The 17,687-nt window shown below is 58.3% G+C and carries 10 protein-coding genes; 6 read left to right on the forward strand and 4 right to left on the reverse strand.

Annotated features, from left to right (window positions below; translation table 11 throughout):
* Positions 1 to 693 precede the first annotated feature (693 nt).
* The 5 genes from AC6I1V_RS03620 (at position 694) to AC6I1V_RS03640 (ending at position 4,697) form a co-directional block, all read left to right on the forward strand.
* Complete coding sequence (locus AC6I1V_RS03620; protein WP_486853988.1) at positions 694 to 1,056, forward strand: hypothetical protein; 363 nt, start codon at positions 694 to 696, stop codon at positions 1,054 to 1,056.
* Between the two features lie 105 nt (positions 1,057 to 1,161).
* The gene (locus tag AC6I1V_RS03625) at positions 1,162 to 1,386 is read left to right on the forward strand and encodes a hypothetical protein (protein WP_486853989.1); all 225 of its coding nucleotides are present in this window, start codon (positions 1,162 to 1,164) and stop codon (positions 1,384 to 1,386) included.
* A gap of 858 nt (positions 1,387 to 2,244) precedes the next feature.
* A complete protein-coding gene (locus AC6I1V_RS03630) occupies positions 2,245 to 3,015 on the forward strand; it encodes a helix-turn-helix transcriptional regulator (protein ID WP_486853990.1) in 771 nt (256 codons plus the stop codon).
* A 72-nt stretch (positions 3,016 to 3,087) separates the two neighbouring features.
* Positions 3,088 to 3,759, forward strand: coding sequence for a B3/B4 domain-containing protein (locus tag AC6I1V_RS03635; protein ID WP_302553656.1), 672 nt, complete (start codon positions 3,088 to 3,090; stop codon positions 3,757 to 3,759).
* A gap of 68 nt (positions 3,760 to 3,827) precedes the next feature.
* Entirely contained in the window at positions 3,828 to 4,697 is an 870-nt protein-coding gene (locus tag AC6I1V_RS03640) for a DMT family transporter (protein WP_302553655.1), read from the forward strand.
* 880 nt (positions 4,698 to 5,577) lie between these two features.
* Here the strand turns inward: AC6I1V_RS03640 and AC6I1V_RS03645 are convergent.
* Genes AC6I1V_RS03645 through AC6I1V_RS03655 form a run of 3 tightly spaced genes read right to left on the reverse strand, consistent with a single transcriptional unit; the run spans position 5,578 to position 9,957 of the window.
* Positions 5,578 to 7,428, reverse strand: a complete 1,851-nt coding sequence (locus AC6I1V_RS03645) for a cytochrome c3 family protein (RefSeq protein ID WP_486853991.1) — start codon at positions 7,426 to 7,428, stop codon at positions 5,578 to 5,580.
* Positions 7,425 to 8,780 (reverse strand): c-type cytochrome, encoded by a 1,356-nt coding sequence (locus tag AC6I1V_RS03650; RefSeq protein ID WP_486853992.1) that lies wholly within the window; start codon positions 8,778 to 8,780, stop codon positions 7,425 to 7,427. The genes AC6I1V_RS03645 and AC6I1V_RS03650 overlap by 4 nt, the downstream gene beginning before the upstream one ends.
* Before the next feature lies 1 nt (position 8,781).
* Positions 8,782 to 9,957: a hypothetical protein gene (locus AC6I1V_RS03655; RefSeq protein ID WP_486853993.1), complete on the reverse strand. Its 1,176-nt coding sequence runs from the start codon at positions 9,955 to 9,957 to the stop codon at positions 8,782 to 8,784.
* Positions 9,958 to 10,453: 496 nt separating this feature from the next.
* Between AC6I1V_RS03655 and AC6I1V_RS03660 the strand changes: the two genes are divergently transcribed.
* The gene (locus AC6I1V_RS03660; protein WP_486854437.1) at positions 10,454 to 10,765 is read left to right on the forward strand and encodes a c-type cytochrome; all 312 of its coding nucleotides are present in this window, start codon (positions 10,454 to 10,456) and stop codon (positions 10,763 to 10,765) included.
* 400 nt (positions 10,766 to 11,165) lie between these two features.
* On the opposite strand, the gene AC6I1V_RS03665 is transcribed toward AC6I1V_RS03660, so the two are convergent.
* Positions 11,166 to 17,675 carry a hypothetical protein gene (locus AC6I1V_RS03665; RefSeq protein WP_497736857.1) on the reverse strand — a complete coding sequence of 2,170 codons (6,510 nt, stop codon included), beginning with the start codon at positions 17,673 to 17,675 and terminating at the stop codon, positions 11,166 to 11,168.
* Positions 17,676 to 17,687: the final 12 nt, after the last annotated feature.

Raw genomic sequence — 17,687 nt, forward strand, 5'->3', positions numbered from 1 at the left:
GCCGGGGTGCGCCCCGGACTCGTCAGAAGGTCAGGAGAAGCACGCCGGCAGCGGTTGCTGTGGCACTATCAGTTGAAGGGCGACTGTGACTACTGTCGGGCGACATGCTTTTCCTCCTTGGCGAGATGTGGAAGTGCCGCTTTCGCAGCTTCCGGTGCGATCCCTAAACAACTCTCCCGTGAAAGTCAACGCATGATATCCGGAGATATTCGCCTTTTCGATGATTTTCTAAAAAATTCATTTTGAATTTCATATAGTTGAAATGCAGCTTCCATTACAAAAACGAATATCTCTATGCGACCGTGCAGATTCAAGGCGGCATCTGGGGCGGCAAGCGGGCTTTTCCGGTTTTAGTGCGGAACAATATGATTTCATTACTGTCTTCCCCGAACTCCGGCATGTACGGACAGGAAAGGCCCTGCCATAGCATGTGGTTGTTTCATCTCCGCAACATTGTGAGAATACAGACTTTTTATCCAGTTTTCCCCTTGGCGGGATCCACAGCCAAGGCATTTTGCTGGTTATTCCTCTGAAACTTCGAGGAAAGAAGCATCAACCATTTTCTATGGCACAGCCAAAAGCCTCCGCTTCCAAGACAGCGCAAACCGCCGGAGGAACTCTATGACATAGCTATGGACACGTTCAGGCAGCATCCATCTGCAACAAAACTAGGCCATCCATTTCCTCCCCTACGTGGGGGACGGCTACGCCGACGCCGACCCGCGCATCCTCATGCTCGGTAAAACCAACCACGGCACGACTTCGGACGGAGCCGACAGGACATACACTGACGGGGTCGTGCGCCGGGCGTTCCGGGACGCCGCCAGAGGCAACGGCAACCACTGGATCCGCACTGTCCGCAACATCTCCGTCATGCTCACCGGGAACACCTATGGCGGGCCCAACGCGGTATGGGATACCGTGGCTTACGGCGTGTCCGTCCAACACATGCAAATGGAAGCGCACCGCAGCCGCTCCCGCCACGTCGGAAGAAACCACGTTCGGACGCGAGACGTTCCTTGCCATGCTCGACGTCCTGAAAACCCGATTTCGTGATCGTCCGGGGCCTGACCTTGTTCAAACAACTCTGGCTGTCCTCTGAAAACGGCATCACCATGCTTGATCCCGGCCTCTGCACATACGTCCTCAGAAGTCGCCCGGATGTCCACATCTGGTACTGTCCCCCCGTCGCGGGATTTCAGCCATGTTTCCGCCATGCTCACCGGGAACGCCTACGGCGGGCCCAACGCGGTATGGGATACCGTGGCTTACGGCGTGTTTGTCCAACACATGCAAACGGAAACGTACCGCAACCGCTCCCCCACGCCACGCCGGAAGAAATCTCGCTCGGACGCGGGGCGTTCCTTGCCATGCTCGACGTCCTGAAGCCCGATCTTGTGATCGTCCGGGGCCTGACCTTGTTCAAACAGCTCTGGCTGTCCTCTGAAAACGGCATCACCATGCTTGCTCCCGGCCTCTACCCATATGTCCTCAAAGTCGCCCGGATGTCCGTATCTGGACTGCCACCACCCGCGGGATTTCAGCCATGTTTCCGAATATCGGAAAGGGGAGGACGTCCGAAAACGGCATATCCGCTGCTCCCCCTCCCGGCCTCATTCAGGCCCCTGCATACATCCGGGTGCCGCCTCCCGGATGGGGAAACATTTGCCTTTTTGATATGATTAAAAGAGATCATCTTTTATTTAAACTTGTTACGGCTTCATTTCCATTGGATGAATAAATGTCCCGGATGGGGCCCGGCCTTGTAAGCCCAGAGGCTTTGGGCTTATAAGATACCATATGCGCCGCACGGACAACCGCTGCGGAAAACGGCGCATCTTTTTCGGAGGGCTGTGCCATAAAAATGGCCGATGCTTTTTTCCTTAAAATTCCAAAGAAATAACAACCAAATGCCTTGGCTATGGGTTCCGCCAATGGGAAAGCAGGAGAAAAAGGCTATATTCACCGCGCTGTGGCAATGAAACAACCATATACGAGGTCGTGTGTCATTTTATATGTAACTATTTAAAATTATTGGAAATAATATTTTTATGATTTGAAAAATAGTTAAATAATTTCAATAGGTTATACCTCATTAACGACACGACCTATGACAGAGCCTTTCGGAGACATTCGCCTTTTTGATGATTTAAAAAATTCACTTTGAATTTCATATAATTAGAATGTGGATTTTCATTGTAAAAGCGAATATCTCCTTTTTTGGCATTCAGTATGAGGCGGGCCATGTCCATCCGGATCGATTTTTTGAGCTATGAGGGGGAACGCAGCAACGAGCGGCATCCCCACGCGCAGTTCGTCCTGCCCATCGCCGGTGAACTGGAAATCTCCATCGGCGGCGCGGAAGGCAGGCTTTCCCCCTCCTGCGCGGCGTTCGTCGCGCCCGGCGTCCCGCATTCGCAGTTGGCGACCGTCTCGAATGCCTTCCTTATCGTCAACTGCGATCTTGCCGAATGCGGCGTCCCTGCGGCGGAACGACTGGCGGAACAAATCTTTCTTCCCGTTTCCGAAGCCACCCGCCACCTGATCGGGTTCGCGGAGCTGTCCAGAGACCGCTTTTCACAGCCGGGCACCACGCAATGCTGGATGCCCCTGCTCCTCAATTCCTTCCTTGAACGCCCGCTATGCCGCCCTTCCCGGCTCGCCGCACTGGAAAGGCTGATCGATGCCCACCCCGGCGCGCCGTGGACTGTGGGCGAAATGGCCCGGCGCATCGGCATCAGCCCAAGCAGGCTGCACGCGCTGTCCCGCTCCGAATGGGGCCTCAGCCCGCAGGCATGGCTGGCGGAACGCCGCATCAGCCATGTGCGGAAATGGCTGGCGGAATCGGATCTGCCGATTGCGGATCTGGCGCTGCGGGCCGGGTATGGCGATCAAAGCGCGCTCACCCGCGCCATGCAGCGCCTGACCGGCCTGACGCCCGCCGCCTATCGGAGGCAAACGCGATTGGGACAAAAAAACAGGAGCCCGGAACAAGACTCCCGGCCCCACCCATGATATTGTCCGTTCCGGCATGAGGGCGAGGCGGCCGTTTCGCCCTCGGCAATCACCATTGCACAAGGAGCGGATATGTCGGCCCTCAACATCACCATCGATCCATCCATCAAAAACGCGTGGCCCGAAGCGCGGCTGGGCTGCCTCACCTACACGGCGGACGTGCTCGCCCGCGAGGACGCGCTCTGGACGTGCCTCGAAAACGAGGTTGCCCCTTACCTCAAAACCATGCTGGAAACCACGCCGCTGGCCCAGATCCCCAACCTCGACGAATCCCGAAAGGCGTACAAGGCGTTCGGCAAAGACCCCGGACGGTTCCGCGTCTCGTCCGAATCGCTGTACCGCCGGGTGCGTCAGGGAAAGGCCCTCTACCAGATCAACAGCGTCGTGGACGCCAACAACCTTGTCTCGCTCGAAACCGGCTTCTCCCTCGGCTCTTACGACACGGCCCGTATCGGTGCGGACATCGTTTTCCGTCTGGGCAAAGCCGGGGAAGCGTATCCGGGCATCGGCAAGGACGACATCGCCCTTGAAAACATGCCCCTGCTCGCGGACGGGCAAGGCGCTTTCGGAAGCCCCACCAGCGACTCCACCCGCGCCATGATCACACCGGAAACCCGCTCCTGCCTGACGGTCGTGTTCTCCTTCTCCGCCAGAGCCCGGCTTGAAGACGCCCTGGCCCTGGCCATCAGGCGTTTCGGCCAGTATGCGCACCCCTCGGACGCGGAATCCTTCATCATAGAATAGCATCAGGTTCGGGGCAGGACGCGGCCAAACGCCGCGCGGCACCGCCGGCCCTCTGGAGGAAACCGTTTATGGCAAAGGATTCAAAGCAGATGACGGGCTATCTGTATGTGCTCGCCGCCGCCGTCCTGTGGTCGCTCATCGGCCCTTTTTCCAAAATCTGCATGGAGGAAGGCCTTGCGCCGCTGGAGGTGGCTTTCTGGCGCGCCCTGCTCGGCGGCGTCTGCTTTTTCGCCCAAACGGGCATCTGCGGCGGGGCGCGCATCCCCTTGAAGCACGCGCTGTTCTTCTGCGCCTTCGGGGTGTTGAGCATCAGCGTGTTTTTCAGTTCGCTGCAAATCTCCATCCAGCTGAGCGGGGCGGCCACGGCGATGGTGCTGTTGTACACGGCCCCCGCATGGGTGGCGGTGTTCTCCCGCATCCTGTTCCACGAAAGCTTCTCCTCCCGCAAGGGGATCGCGCTGGCGCTGGCCCTCTTCGGAACGGCGCTGGTATGCTTCTCCGGCGGGAGCCTGAACGCCGAACCGTCCGTGCTCGGCATCGTCTGCGGGCTGATATCCGGCCTCTGCTACGCCTCGCATTTCCCATTCTATGTCTGGTGGCAGCCCCGTTACTCCACCGCGACCCTGTACGCCTACATGCTGCTCGGCGGCGCGCTGGCCCTCTTCCCCTTCGTGGATTTCGCCCCCACCCGTTCGTGGACGGCATGGGCCAACCTGCTGGCCCTCGGCGTGGTCACGAACTACGGGGCCTACCTCGCCTACGGGCGGAGCCTCCAGATCATCAACCAAGTCAAGGCCGCCATCATCGGGAACATCGAACCCGTACTGGCGACATTCTGGGTCTGGCTGTTCTGGAATGAAAACTTCTCCGCCTACGGCTGGGCGGGCAGCGCGCTGGTCATTTCGGCGGTATTCCTGCTGACGGCGGATCGAAGCTGAAACGGTTCTTCCCACGTTATGCGAAACGGCATGTCCGTCCGACATGCCGTTTTTTGTACCCAGTGCTAGGCCGTATCGTCATTTTATATGTAATCATTTGAAATTATTTAAAATAATTATTTTATAGCTTGGAAAATTGTTAAATAGTTTCAACATATTATATCTAATTGATGACACGACCTAATATATTTTATTGAAAAGGCTGTGTCCTAGAAAATGGTTGATGCTTTTTTCCTTAAAATTTCAAAAGAATAACCAGCCAAATGCCTTAGCCATAGAGCCCGCCAATGGGAAAGCTGGAGAAAAAGAATGTATTTTCACTGCACTATGGCGATGAAACAACCACATGCCATGACAGAACCATTGAAAATAGATGGCTCTGCCATAGCGATGTGTCCGCTTCATCTCCTCCATATGGTGAAAATACGGCCTTTTCTCCAACTTTTCCGTTGGTGGACTCCATGACTGAGGCATATTGCTGATTATCCCTCTGGAACTTCAGGAAAGCACCAATCATTTCCTATGACACAGCCTTGAAGCCCATTCTGCCGAAAATGCCATTTCATATGCCTCCACGGAGTTGCCCCGCGTGTCCCCGCGCTTTCGAGGCAAAGGTTGAAGGAGTCCGACATCAAATTGCCCCGTGCGTGCGCCGTACTGGAATCAGCCGCACGATGCCCACAATATCTGTAAGGGGCCTCCCCCGCGCTCAGGGTTGCCGAACAGCTTGCTAGCCACAATCCGAGCGAACCGCGCATGTGCGCCCGTGCTGGGGCTGCCCCTCAGCCTCCCCCTTGCAGCCAAGGGCACGCTCCGGCATGGATGTAGTTCCCAAATGAAGCGCCTATACGAAATCACCATCACCATCCGCACGGGAATGCTATTGCGCCGCTGCGCCGGAACTCCCCGCTTCCGCCTCATGCGCCCATAAAGGCGAAGGCGCCTGATGGCAGGCCTTGCAGTCCGTAGGCCCCGCCGGTTTGCCCGCCGCAAGCGATTCGGTATGGCAGGCGATACAGCTCGGATACGGGCCATGAAACGCGTTATAGAAATAAAAAGGGTTCAAGGCAGGCTTGGCGTCCTTGCCGGGGCGCAACGTGGCGGTCAGGCCGTCATGGCAGCCGGAACGTGTGCACAGCAGGGGCTTGCCGTCCTCATACCCCGTGTGGTGGCAGGTCGTGCAGTTGATCAGCGGCGTGTGCGCCTGATGGGAGAACCGCACCGCGGGCATGGTCTGCCGTGCTCCAAAAGGCGCATGGATTTCCCTCTCGCTCCACCGCACCAAAGGATGGTGTGCCGAAAAGCCCATAGGCTGACCGTGGCACAACGCGCAGTTGCCGTAGCTCCCAAGCGTGGCCGCCTGCTGCTGGTATTGGAGGGGCGGGAGGTTGTCGAGGTTTTCGGCAAGCGGGTTGGCCGACGGATATACGGCATGCGGCGCGCCGTGGCAGACGATGCAGCGCACCATAAGCATATCGCCGCGGCGTCTGCTGAAAAGGCCGGACGCCCCCTCGTCTCTGGGCGTCCATTTGTTGAAGGCCGACGCGGTGAGCAGGTTGGGCTTTTCCGAAAAATTGTGGCAACCGGTACAGTCCGGTTCCTGCACCCAAGGCAGCCGCCCCTTGATCTTGCCCAAAGGAACCTCGCGCGGCGTGATGCCGGACATGAGCTTGGCGGCCTGCGGCAACCCGGCCTCCTGTTCGGCCTTGAGCAAGGCCAGCGTATGATCTTCCATGAACCCATGACAGCGCACGCAGGAAAGCCCGCGATCCACATGGAAGTCGCGGGCGAACAGACGGCGCGGGGCGTTTTTCGGATCATCCCCCGTGCGGCCCAGATCCACATGACAGGTCTTGCAGGCGTCAGCGCCCCTGTCGGCCAGGTAGGTGGCGTGCCAGCCGTGGATGGCGGCGGAAACGCTGAGTTCCGGCCCACTCTTCCCTTCACCCGCCTTCCCGTCCTTCAGGCCGACATGACAGGAACGGCAGGCAATGACCTCACCTTTCGCGTGCTGTTCCATAAAGCGGGTGGACTGATGCCGATCATGCACTTCCAAAATGGCTGTCCCGGCGTTCGCGTGGCACCGGGCACAGCCGAAGCCGGGAGAAACAGCCAGCACGGCGGCGCTTTCAGCCAGGAGTTTCCCGGTCTTTTCGTCTTTGGCGCGCAGCGTGATCACCGGATAGGGGTCAAGCACACCGTCGGCATTGACGGCGCTCACGGGAATCGACGCCGCGAAAAAAGAATCCTCCGCAACAGCCATCCGCCCCTGACGCGCTGCGGCATCTTTCGCCAGCCCCGCTTTCGGGCTCAGCTCCCATGTTACGTCAACGCCCTGAGTCACGACTTCGGGAATGGGCGGCCCACGTTTGATAAGCTGGGCATTGAGCTGCGGCTCCGAATAGGAAAGAGTCCAGACATCGTTCGGCGCGGACGTCTGATAAAAACCTTGTAGCCCGGCCCCCGTCAACACGTACTCCTGAGAAGCCGTGAAGGGCATATCGGGGGCAGCCAACGAACCCTTGGCGGGGAGGTTGTCCAGTACCGTGCCGGGATCACGTTGCGCGACGGCCGGAACGGATACGGGTAAGGTTTCGGCCTTTTTCTCGATTGGGGACACGGAAAAAAGAACCCAACCCAGCCAGATCAGAAATAAAGCCAGTGCAGCCAGCCAAGCTGCCAAGGCCCACGCTCCATAAGACGTTGACGAGGATGACGCGTGCTTGTTCATTGTTCCTCCGGGGAAGGAAAGGTCTGGTGCGGGGTGCCCATACGCTGAAGATAATCCGCCAAGGCCCGGCGATCTTCAAGGCTGCCGGCAAAGGGCGGCATGTAGCCGAGCCGCGTCCCCTGCCCCTGAAGCTGCGCCTCAAGGCCATACCGGGTCAGACGCCGCACCCGTGGGATGATGTCGATGCGCGGCCCACCCAAGCCGTGGCAGACATTGCATTGCAGGGCAAACAGCATGGAGCCTTTGCCCAGCCCGTCGGCAAGAGGCGCTTCGAGCTTCAGGGAGCCGCTTTCGACGGCATCAAGCGTCCGCACCCAGCCGGACACCGAGGCTATGCCCCCCGCCTTGGCCCGCGCATCTTGCACAACGCTCATCCCATTGGAATACATATAACTTTCGGCCACCCAAGGGCGGCGTGCCGTTTCGCGTACCCATTCAAAACTGCCCACCAAAAGCAGCCCCGAACACAGGATGACGATACCCAGAGGCTTGCGGAGGCGCTCGGCCCGCACAAAGGCCACCACCCCGGCCAGGAAGACCGCGGGCAGCATCCAGCCGTATGTGATGAGGAAAGGATGGATATCGGAAGCCCGGTTCAGAATGGCTTCCTGCCGATCCGGCGGCAGCGCCATGAAATACCACACGGAACCGCCCAGCAGCAGAAAGAAGGGAAGGATGATCCACAGGCCGCTCACCCTCACCGCGATACGCCGGGCTTCGGCCGAAGCGATGCGAGGGGCGGTGAACAGGGCGAACATGCCCGCCAGAATCAGGCAGATGCCCAGACGGACAACCACACTCGGCCAATAGGTGGGATTGAAGAAGCCGAGCCATACGTTTCCGGTGGACAGCCCCTGTCCGGGAGTCAGCATGAACGTGATGATGCCGTTGATCAGCACGAGCGAGAGGAAGCCCGCGCAGGCATAGACGATGCCTATGCGCATATGGGCCTCCGGGCTCATCCGCCCGCTACGGCTCCAAGCATAGGTAGAGTAATAGGCCAGCAGGGAAACCACTTCGAGCAGGAAAAGCCCCCACTCCGCGGCCCAAAAAAAGACGAAATTATGGATCAGCATGGACGTGGCCCCAGGGTTCACCACGCTCATGGTAAACCAGATGCCCACGCCGCTGAGCCCGCCGAAAACCATGGTCAGGAGCAAAAAGAAATGCGTATGGCGCTCCAGCCATTGCAAAATCTCCGGGGCCCCGTCCCGGTGGGCCTTCCGCTCCATCCACACCAGATAGATCCCTCCGCCCACGGCGAACTGGGCCACGAAAACGTGCAGCACGGAAACGATGCCGATAATCAGCCCTGAACCAATGCCGACGAAATGCCAGACGGGGAATTCCATGTCATCCCTCCCGGATTTCCGAGCTTTCACTGCGGTTCAAGGCCTGAAAAAGCACACGGCCCAGCCAGACAAGGACGGCGATGACCAAAGCCGTAACTGCCAGAAAGAGGCACAGGGCGGCGGTCTGCCCGTGCGGCATCGCCAAAGCGGTGGGGGCCGGGGACGCCGCGCCGCCGTAGGGCTGAAGCATGGCGTCGCGCACCATGCCGCGCACGCAGACCATGACCAGAATGACGCCAAGGGCAGCGGCGCCGGCAAGCTTGAGCCTGCCCTGCCGGGCAAGGACGAGGGCGATGCACAGCCCGGACACGGCCAGCATCAGGGCCGCCGTGGACAGGGCATCCCCACCCAGAAAAAGACCGCGCACATCCGGGGGCAATGCGGACAGGAACAGCAGCCCCACCGGAACCTGCGCCAAGGAAGCGTAGAAAAACCAATCCAGCCCCCGACGGAAACGGCGCTCGGCCTCTTCCCTGCCGGACTCCGGAGCGCGCTTGCCCCACTGGGCGCGCCAGGCCATCGTCAGGCCGCCTACAGCCAAAGAAGCCAGCAGGATATGCAGATAGCGCGGGAACAAAGTGGGATCGCCCGTATTCAAGAGGCGGCCGTGCGGCTCGGAAAACCACCGGAACCAGAAATCCGGGCGCAGCATCAGGGTACTGGCGTTGCTCAACAAAAAGGCCGTCAGCAAAAGCAGCAGGGCCGACAGGATCAAGGGCAGCTTCCTCCGCATCGGCCCGACCGCTTCACCGCTCACGTAAAGCCCGTAATATGCCATCATGGCGAATACGACGACAAACATCCACCACACGGCCATGAGTAGAATGCCGGGATACAGGAAATGCCCGTAGAGCACCTGCAAAAAGAGAAAAGGCGCAACGCCGAAGTTCACGGCAAGCGCCAGCACCTTGGGCATGAAGGCCATCCCGCCCTTGCTGTCCGAAGCCGAAGCCAGCCGATCGACGGCCGACAGGATTACCGAACCCAGAAGCACGTTGACCAACACCAAATGCACAAAAAAAGTCAACAGTAAAAGTATGCTCAAAAATCCGGACGGTACCGGCAGCGCCATCGGGGGAGAAAGCAGGCGCGATGCCCCAGGGGAAGCGTGAGCGGCCCCAGCCCCCAAAAGCGTGACAAGGGCCATGCCGACAATACCTATCCGTTTTTTGCTCATGCGTCGTTCCTTTCGTATCCCAAGTCCAGAGGAAAACCGACTTCAGACCTATACGGTTGACGCTACCCGCCCCTCGCCTCCTTTTCCATTATAGATGAAGAAATGCCGTGAGACTCATACCCCGCAGGCAGACGCGGGCGAACCTCCTCCCCCTAAGAGGCAAAAACGCAGCTCACACGGGGATGCCCCATGTTATCATGGTGCTTTCATTCCTATGCGGCTACTCAACAGGATAGGAATATGATGAATATGGCTCTGTTATAGTATGTGGTTGTTTTATCTCCACAGGATGGTGAAAATACAGCCTTTTTTCTAGTTTTTCCCCTTGGCGGGATCCACGGCTAAGGCATTTTGCCGGTTATCCCTTTGGAGTTTCAAGGAATAAAGCATCAACCATTTTCTTTAACACAGCCATGAATACCCCCAAACACGTTTCTTGAGCCACGCCCCCGCAAGGGGCCGTACGGTTCAACAGTAAAAAGGCAGGAGGAATACAATGAAAAAGGTATTGATTGTCTTTTCAGCCGTGATGCTTCTCGCTTCCTTCAGCGTCGCGTTTGCCGACGGCGATGCGGCCAACCTCTTCAAAACCTACTGTCAAGGGTGCCACGGTGCTGACGGCAGCCGCGTCCCCGCCAAGGGCATCCCCCCCATCAAGGGCCAGAGCGCCGCCGATCTGCTCAAGAAACTTGAAGGATACAAGGACGGCTCCTTTGGCGCCCAACGCAAGCTCGTTATGGAAAACGTCGTCAAGCAACTTTCGAGCGAACAACTGAAAAGCCTCGCCGACTATGGTTCCACGCTGTAGCTGAACGTCCTCCCCAGATCTTCTGAGAAGCGTTCCGCCAGAAGGCGTCCCTGACGTTTCCCGTAAGGGACACAGCGGGACGCCTTCTCAGTATTCACCCTTCCGGGCAGCTTTCTCGCTTCCCTATAAAGGAGTGCGGCTATCTAATTAAAATTATTGGCTCTGTCAGAGTACATGGTTATTTTGTTTCAGCAATATACTGAAAATATATGCTTTTTCTCCAATCATTCCGCTGGCGGGCTCTGTGATTGGGGGGGTATTGGTTATTTCTTTGGAATTTCAAGGAAATAAAGCATCAATCGTTTTCTATGACACAGCCAAATTTTTAACTATTTTTCACGTCACAAAAAGATTATTTTCAATAATTCAAATAATGACATGAAAAAAATGACGACACGACCTAGAACTTGCAGGTGAAGCTCACATTCACGCCATGCCCCGTCTTATGCTCCGAAGCGCGGAGGCCGTAATCAAGGCCCAACGATACGTCATCCTTTTGCATTTCGAGCCCGAACGTACCATCAAAGGCGACGCTGTCCACCATCCGGGACTTGATCGCATCGGAAGCCGCAACGCCCGGCACGCGGGCCTTGGTCTTCGCCTTGAGCCCGCCCACAGCGGGCACTGCGGAAAGGTCGGCCCTCGGCTTCACCGTCCAGCCGAATGATGTTTCAAAGCCGCGGCCGAAGCTCACGCCGATCGGGAATGCCCAGAACTCCTGCGTATCGCGTCCCACACGGAACACGTCATGATCGTCGATCCGAGACGTAAATCCGTCCGTACGCAGGTTGTAGTAGCGTACCCCGACATGCGGCGTCACGTCGGCCCAATCCGTTTCAAACCGGCATTCGCCGCGCAGGCCCGCCGTCAGCACGCCCGTACCCACATCGGCCCTGAGCTGGCCGAGCCGCATGGTTGTGGGCAGCTCCTGCTTCACCTCGTTCCTGTTGGCGGAATAACCGAGATCGCCAACAATATTGAACCGCTCCCGCGACCAGCTTCCGTACAGGTTCATGCCCCAGAAATCAAAATCATTCTTGGTCGCGTTGAAGTCCCCACGGGAACGGGCCGTGCCGCTTCCGGCGTTCAGGGCCAAGCCGACCCGGAAATCGCCCAAAGAGCAGTCGCCGCCGAAGACGATGCCGCCGAAGTCGGCATTGTAGCCGCCATCAAGAGCTCCTGCGCCCAAATTGCGCGCGTGTTCCGCCCCATACAGGGCATTGATCCAGAGGTTCAGCCCGTCCTTACGGATGGCCCCTTCACGCGTGGCGGTCATATGCGAGAGCGACGCGTGATCCTGAACCGCCCGGATGGGAGCATCCGCCGCCGCGAGAGCCATCCCCCGCACGCCTCCGGCCACGGCGATCTGCGCCGCACCGTCAACGGTACGTACCGTGTCCGCCTTGGACAGAGCGTTTTCGTTGACCGCCCGCGAGAGGAACCGGATGCCCATATTGCCGCTTTCGGCGTCGTTCAGGCCCTTGCCCCAGATGGCATCCATCGTATTGACGAGGGAAAGCCCCCGGAAAACATCGGACGAGCGCCGGGCTGTGGCCCGTACCTTCATCGAACCGTCGTCCGCCTTGCCCAGCACGAGCCCAAGGAGATTGTCCGGCGTGTACAGGTTGTCCCCGCTCCACCCCTGCACATTATTGACCGAGAAGCCGGATGTGATTGTATATTCGCCCTGCGTAATATGCTCCATGAGCAGCTTGGTGCCCGCATCCACGTTCAGCGTCCCGCCTTGAGCGGTCAACGCCGCAGCGCCATTGAGCCCCCTTCCGTCAACGAACAGCAAGGAGCCGTCCGCGAACGTCGCCGTATTCGGAGTCAATACCGGAGCGCTGGTCTTGGTTCCGTCCACCATCACCGCACCCAATGCGCCGTTCAACGCCTGCGGCTTCCGAATGGCCAACGCAGCGGTTATGCCGCCCTGCCCCCACTTGAGGCCGGATCTGTCGAAAGCGTCCTGCGTCCAACCGTTATCCGTATCGCCCAGCACGAGCAGGGAATTCTGCCCCGCCGTGAGCAAGCCGTCTATCTCATTGTTTACAAAGGTGAAGACGCCGTACGACGCATCGGCCAACGTATCGTTGCCCTTCCACGCGGGATCGAGAAATACCCTGCCTCCCCGCAACTGAACCTGACGTGCGGCCACTCTACCGGCATTCTCTTGATTGCCGATATTGATCTGCACATCGGAGGATGTGGTCAAAACGTCCGCCGCCAGCGTTCCCACAATGTTAATATCTCCCTTGGAGGCCGTGACGGACGAAGAATCCACCGTGCCGGAGACGTTCAGGGCGCCTCCGAAAAGCTCGACGGAAGAGGAAGTCAGCCTGCCGGAAACATTCGTCCGCCCATCGGCCTGACGTACCGTCGATTGGAGATGCGCCCCCTCGGCAATGTTGATCGTGCCGCCGTTGTTGTTCACCCCGGCGACATCCCATGTGCCGGTGGCTTCATTGGCCTCACCCGTGATGACGTGCGTTCCCGCACGGACATTGACGGTGCCCGCCGCGGCTATTTGTATGTTTCCCGACAGCGTGCCGCCGGAATCCATGACCGGCGTGCCGAGGTTCAGCACACCGGATGCCCCTTCGCCCGTACCTCCCACACGGATATTGACGGGATTTCCCCCCGCCGTGACCAAGGGCGTGTCGGAGGCCCCCCCGACCAGCGTCAGATAGCGGCCGCCCACCACGGAAATATTCCGGCCGGAGGAACCAAGATCTATATTCTTCCCGCCAATGCTGCCGATTAGCGAATCCGCCTTGCCGTCCTCCGCACCCGCGCCGACAATAAAATCCTTGCCCGAACCTGTGCCGGTAACGATGGTCACATTGCCAAGAACAATGTTGTTGGCGTGATTTTTGTTCAATTCGTCAACGGAAACCCTTCCCGTATGCTCTTCATCTGGCTTCGGTTCAGGGGCGGGGGGAACCGGATCGGGCTCCACAGGGGGAACCGGCTCCGGGTCAGGCTCCACATACCCTGCCCCGATAAATGTGATCTCCTTCGCAAAGGCGGAACCGGCCCCCTCACCCGCGTCCACGGTATTGGCACCCAGCGAGTCAGCAGCCGCCTGAGCGTACGTCAGGTTGTACAAAGCGTCATTGAACGCTATCAACCCGGATTCAAAACTCCAGTTGCCGTCGCTCAGCTTCACGGATCCGGGATCCCTGTTATCGCCTTCCGCATTCAATCCGTTTGTGAAGATCTGTCCCGTTCCGGTTTCCAAGATGCCGCCCGCAAGGATCAGCCTACCGCCAGCGGCGCTGCCCCCTTCGCCTTGGGCGGCAAAGGAAAACTCCGGCATTTTCAATCTGCCCCCCGTAACAGTCATCGTATTCTTGATAAGCCATCTCTGGGCAACTTCCGTGCACCCGCCCTCAAAAACAGCCGTTCCCAGAAAACCATCCATCGAGGCCCTGAACAGCAATGTACCGCCGCCCGCCTTCTTCAGAGATGGCGTGGCCGTTTGGGATAACAGCGCGTCATCAAAGACGGCCCGGCCCTCTCCTGTGATGTCCAGGCTGGAACCGTCACCCATGAAGATCGCGCTTGAGCCCGTGGAATCCGTATTCCCGCTGAACAGGATCTCCTGCCCCGCACCGGGGTTGAGGGTGACGGCACAGGTGTTGTAAATGGCCCCGCCAAGCCCGCTGGCCGTATTTCCGGTGAAACGAGCCCCTCCGTTGAAGACAAGGGCCCCCGCACTCGCGGCGTTGCCGTCCTTATCCACGGAAAAACCGTTATAAACAGCGCCGCCGTCCTCCGCCCTGTTCCCGGAAAAAACGACTCCGTCGGCAAACGTCAGGTGATGCACGTTGAATACGGCCCCGCCGCTGTCGGCGGCGTTTTCAATAAAGGAAGCCTTGCCCAAAGAAGCTGTCCCTTCATTATAAAGCCCTCCGCCAACTCCAGCCGTATTTTTGGAAAACGTGGATTTCGCCGCCATATTCAACGTATTCAGGTTGCAAACGGCACCCCCGAACTTGCCGGCCGTGTTTTCGGCAAAAATGACCGGCCCGCTGAAGGACACGTCGCCTTCGTTGATGAGCGCCCCACCGTGGCTTCCCGCGCTGTTTTGAGTGAACGTCGCCGCTCCCAATGCCGCCTTGGCAGGCAACTGAGGGCTCCAGTCGCATACAGCTATGGCGCCGCCCGTGGACTTGGAGGCATTTCCCGTAAACGCGGCACCGTCATCAATACTCAGCTCCCCCGACTGCACTTCGATGGCCCCGCCGTTCCCACCGGAACCCAGCAGTTCAACGCTGTTGCCCTTGAAAAGGGCGTTCTTCCCGATGTGCACATACTTCACGCGGCGTGCGCCGGACGCATAGTCGGGATCCGTGAGGTACCCGCCATAATCGTCAACCACATTCAGCGCGCCGCCTCTGCGCCCCTTGTTGCCCTCAAAGACAACATTGTCACCGATCGTGGTAAACGACTCGCTGTAAAGGCCGCCGCCGGAGCCTCCCGTACAGTTGATGAAGCTGACGTTGTTTCCTATTTCCACAATGCCGTGCGCGGTTCTGACGGCACCGCCGGCACCGTCGCCTGCACTTTCCGTATTCCTGAACCGTACGCCGTCACCGATGCTCAACTTTGCGGAACTCTTCCAATTATCGGCAAAATACCCCATATCGAAGAAAATAGCCGGGCCAAAGGAAACGGGGCCTTCGTATCTGTCGCCCGAAGACGTCCTCAAGCCGTCAAAGGCAATATTCCTGATGGAAACAGTCCCGGAATCCATCCCCTTGAACCACAGGCCGGGATAGGCTCCGCTTACCGTATGCCCGCTGCCGTCGATGAGCAGCGAGCGCCCGACAGGTGTGGTTCCCTGTAAGCGCTTGGATAAAACGATGTCGCTTCCCAGCTTGATGCTGTCGATGCCGGTATCCAGAACGGCCTTTTGCAGCGTTTCAAAGCTGTCAGGAGCCCCAAGGGGCCATTCGACAAGCGTTCCAGTGAATGTGATCTCTCTGGAGGAACCCGAATCGAATACTTTGTCCGCCGCGGCATTGCCGGCCCCCAACAGGTCGGCTGCCGCCTGAGCGTACGCCATGTTGTACTTGGCGTCATCAAACGCGATCACTCCTGAATCGAATTCCCAATTGCGGTCACTCAGCTTCACCGCGCCGGGTTCCTTCATCCCCCCGTCCGCATTCAGGGCGTTTGTGAAGACCTGTCCCGTTCCCGTTTTCAGCGTACCGCCCGCAAGGGTAAGCTTCCCCATCTTCAGGAAGGACAAGGCAGGAGCGGCAAGTACGCCACCCGTCACGGCTACCTGCGCCCCGCCAAAATACCCGGCCATCCCTTCGCTCAAGAACGTCGTTCCGCCCTTTTGATTGAACATTCCTCTAAAATTGGAAATATCGCCATAGAATGCGAGGGAGCCTGCATTCTCCTTATTGATCGTGCCGGAGGCCCCGGCAACGCTCCCCCTCACCTGCGAATCCGCGTTTTCCTTCGTGGCGGGGACATTGATCGGCGTAGGGTTATAGGCAAAGGTCACGGAAGCACCGACCTTCTCCCCAGCCCCGATCCCCATGACGATCGCCCTATCTGCATTTATGGCAACAGGCCCATCAAAGCGGACGTCTGCAAAAACATCCTCATTGCCTCCCCCCTCAGCAAAGACGCCCGTGCCTCCCGTTATATTGATCCGCCGTCCCGTGAGGGAAACGGTTCCCCCCTGATTATTGATGCCATAGCCCGAAGAATCCAGCGTTACAGTCTTTCCCTCGGCGCCGAGGGAAAGAACCGGACAGATACCGGCTTGGGTCGGATAATCATAACGGTATGTCGTATAAAGGGCGCTGCCGGATGCGCTCCCCGCAACCACAACCTCGACATCCCCAAGAAAGCTCATCTCAGCTTTGCCGGAAGCGGCGATCCCCTTTGCCTCAAAGGGGGCATTGGCAGCCAAGCGCAACGAGGCAGGGCCAGAAACGGTCATTTTGCCTGAGTCATTTGAGATGCCAAGTACGGAGGCGAAAGAATCCTGCCCTGTCTGCGTTGCCGTCAGATTAAGATTTCCGGCAAGCTGCACATCGGAGGAGCTCGCCGTAAGCTGGATACCCGTTATAGCCTTGTTTCCCTCCACTACAATATCCAGATCCGTATCGGCACTTGTTTTGACCGTGCCATCAGCACAGTTGATGCCCACGCTGTTGGAATCCGTATTCCTTGACTCAATCAATACAGACTTACTGGAAAAACCAATCATCCCCCCATACTTGACGAAGGCCCCATTCGCGTTGTTCCCCGTAGACGCTTTCGCCCGCAATATCGTCCTGTCCCCTCCAAAAAACAGATTTCCCCCTGACGCCGCAGCAGCAAAGGAAGCATACCCATTGGAGCCATTCATTACGGCTTCGGCTTCACCCGCAATATCCCCTGAAAGAGCCAACGTCCCTTTGCCTTCACTCAAAAAAGCACATACGCCCAACAGCTTTCCGCCGCCCACCATCGAGAAGGCTCCCGTCCCCGCAAAAGAACCGGAACTTCCCGAACCTGCCGCATGGAAAGCCGATGCGTATTGATCATAGTCAGAATAATCCCTTAGATAGATCCCGCCAGCATTTCCAACAGCCATCGAACTGCCGTCGGGGATGGAAACGTCAAGCTGCCCTTGCCCCGACACATTGATGAGATGCCGCAGTGCAGGATCGGCCGACCGGAGGCGTATATCCCCACCGCCAACAATATGCCGGGCATCCCCCGATAGGGCTATCGGGGAAATGTCGCCAGATACGTCCTCCGCGCCGGCACCCCCCGCGTTTCCCGCGACAAGCATGCCGGCCACCGCTAATGACCCGAATACGTTCATCACGCGACACTTCCGCAGGACGGCACGGTACCTGCTGGCTAGGTTCCCGATGGCTCCTCTTGATAAGGTCATGATTACATCCTC

The sequence above is a fragment of the Bilophila sp. T19-St14 genome (assembly GCF_059728385.1).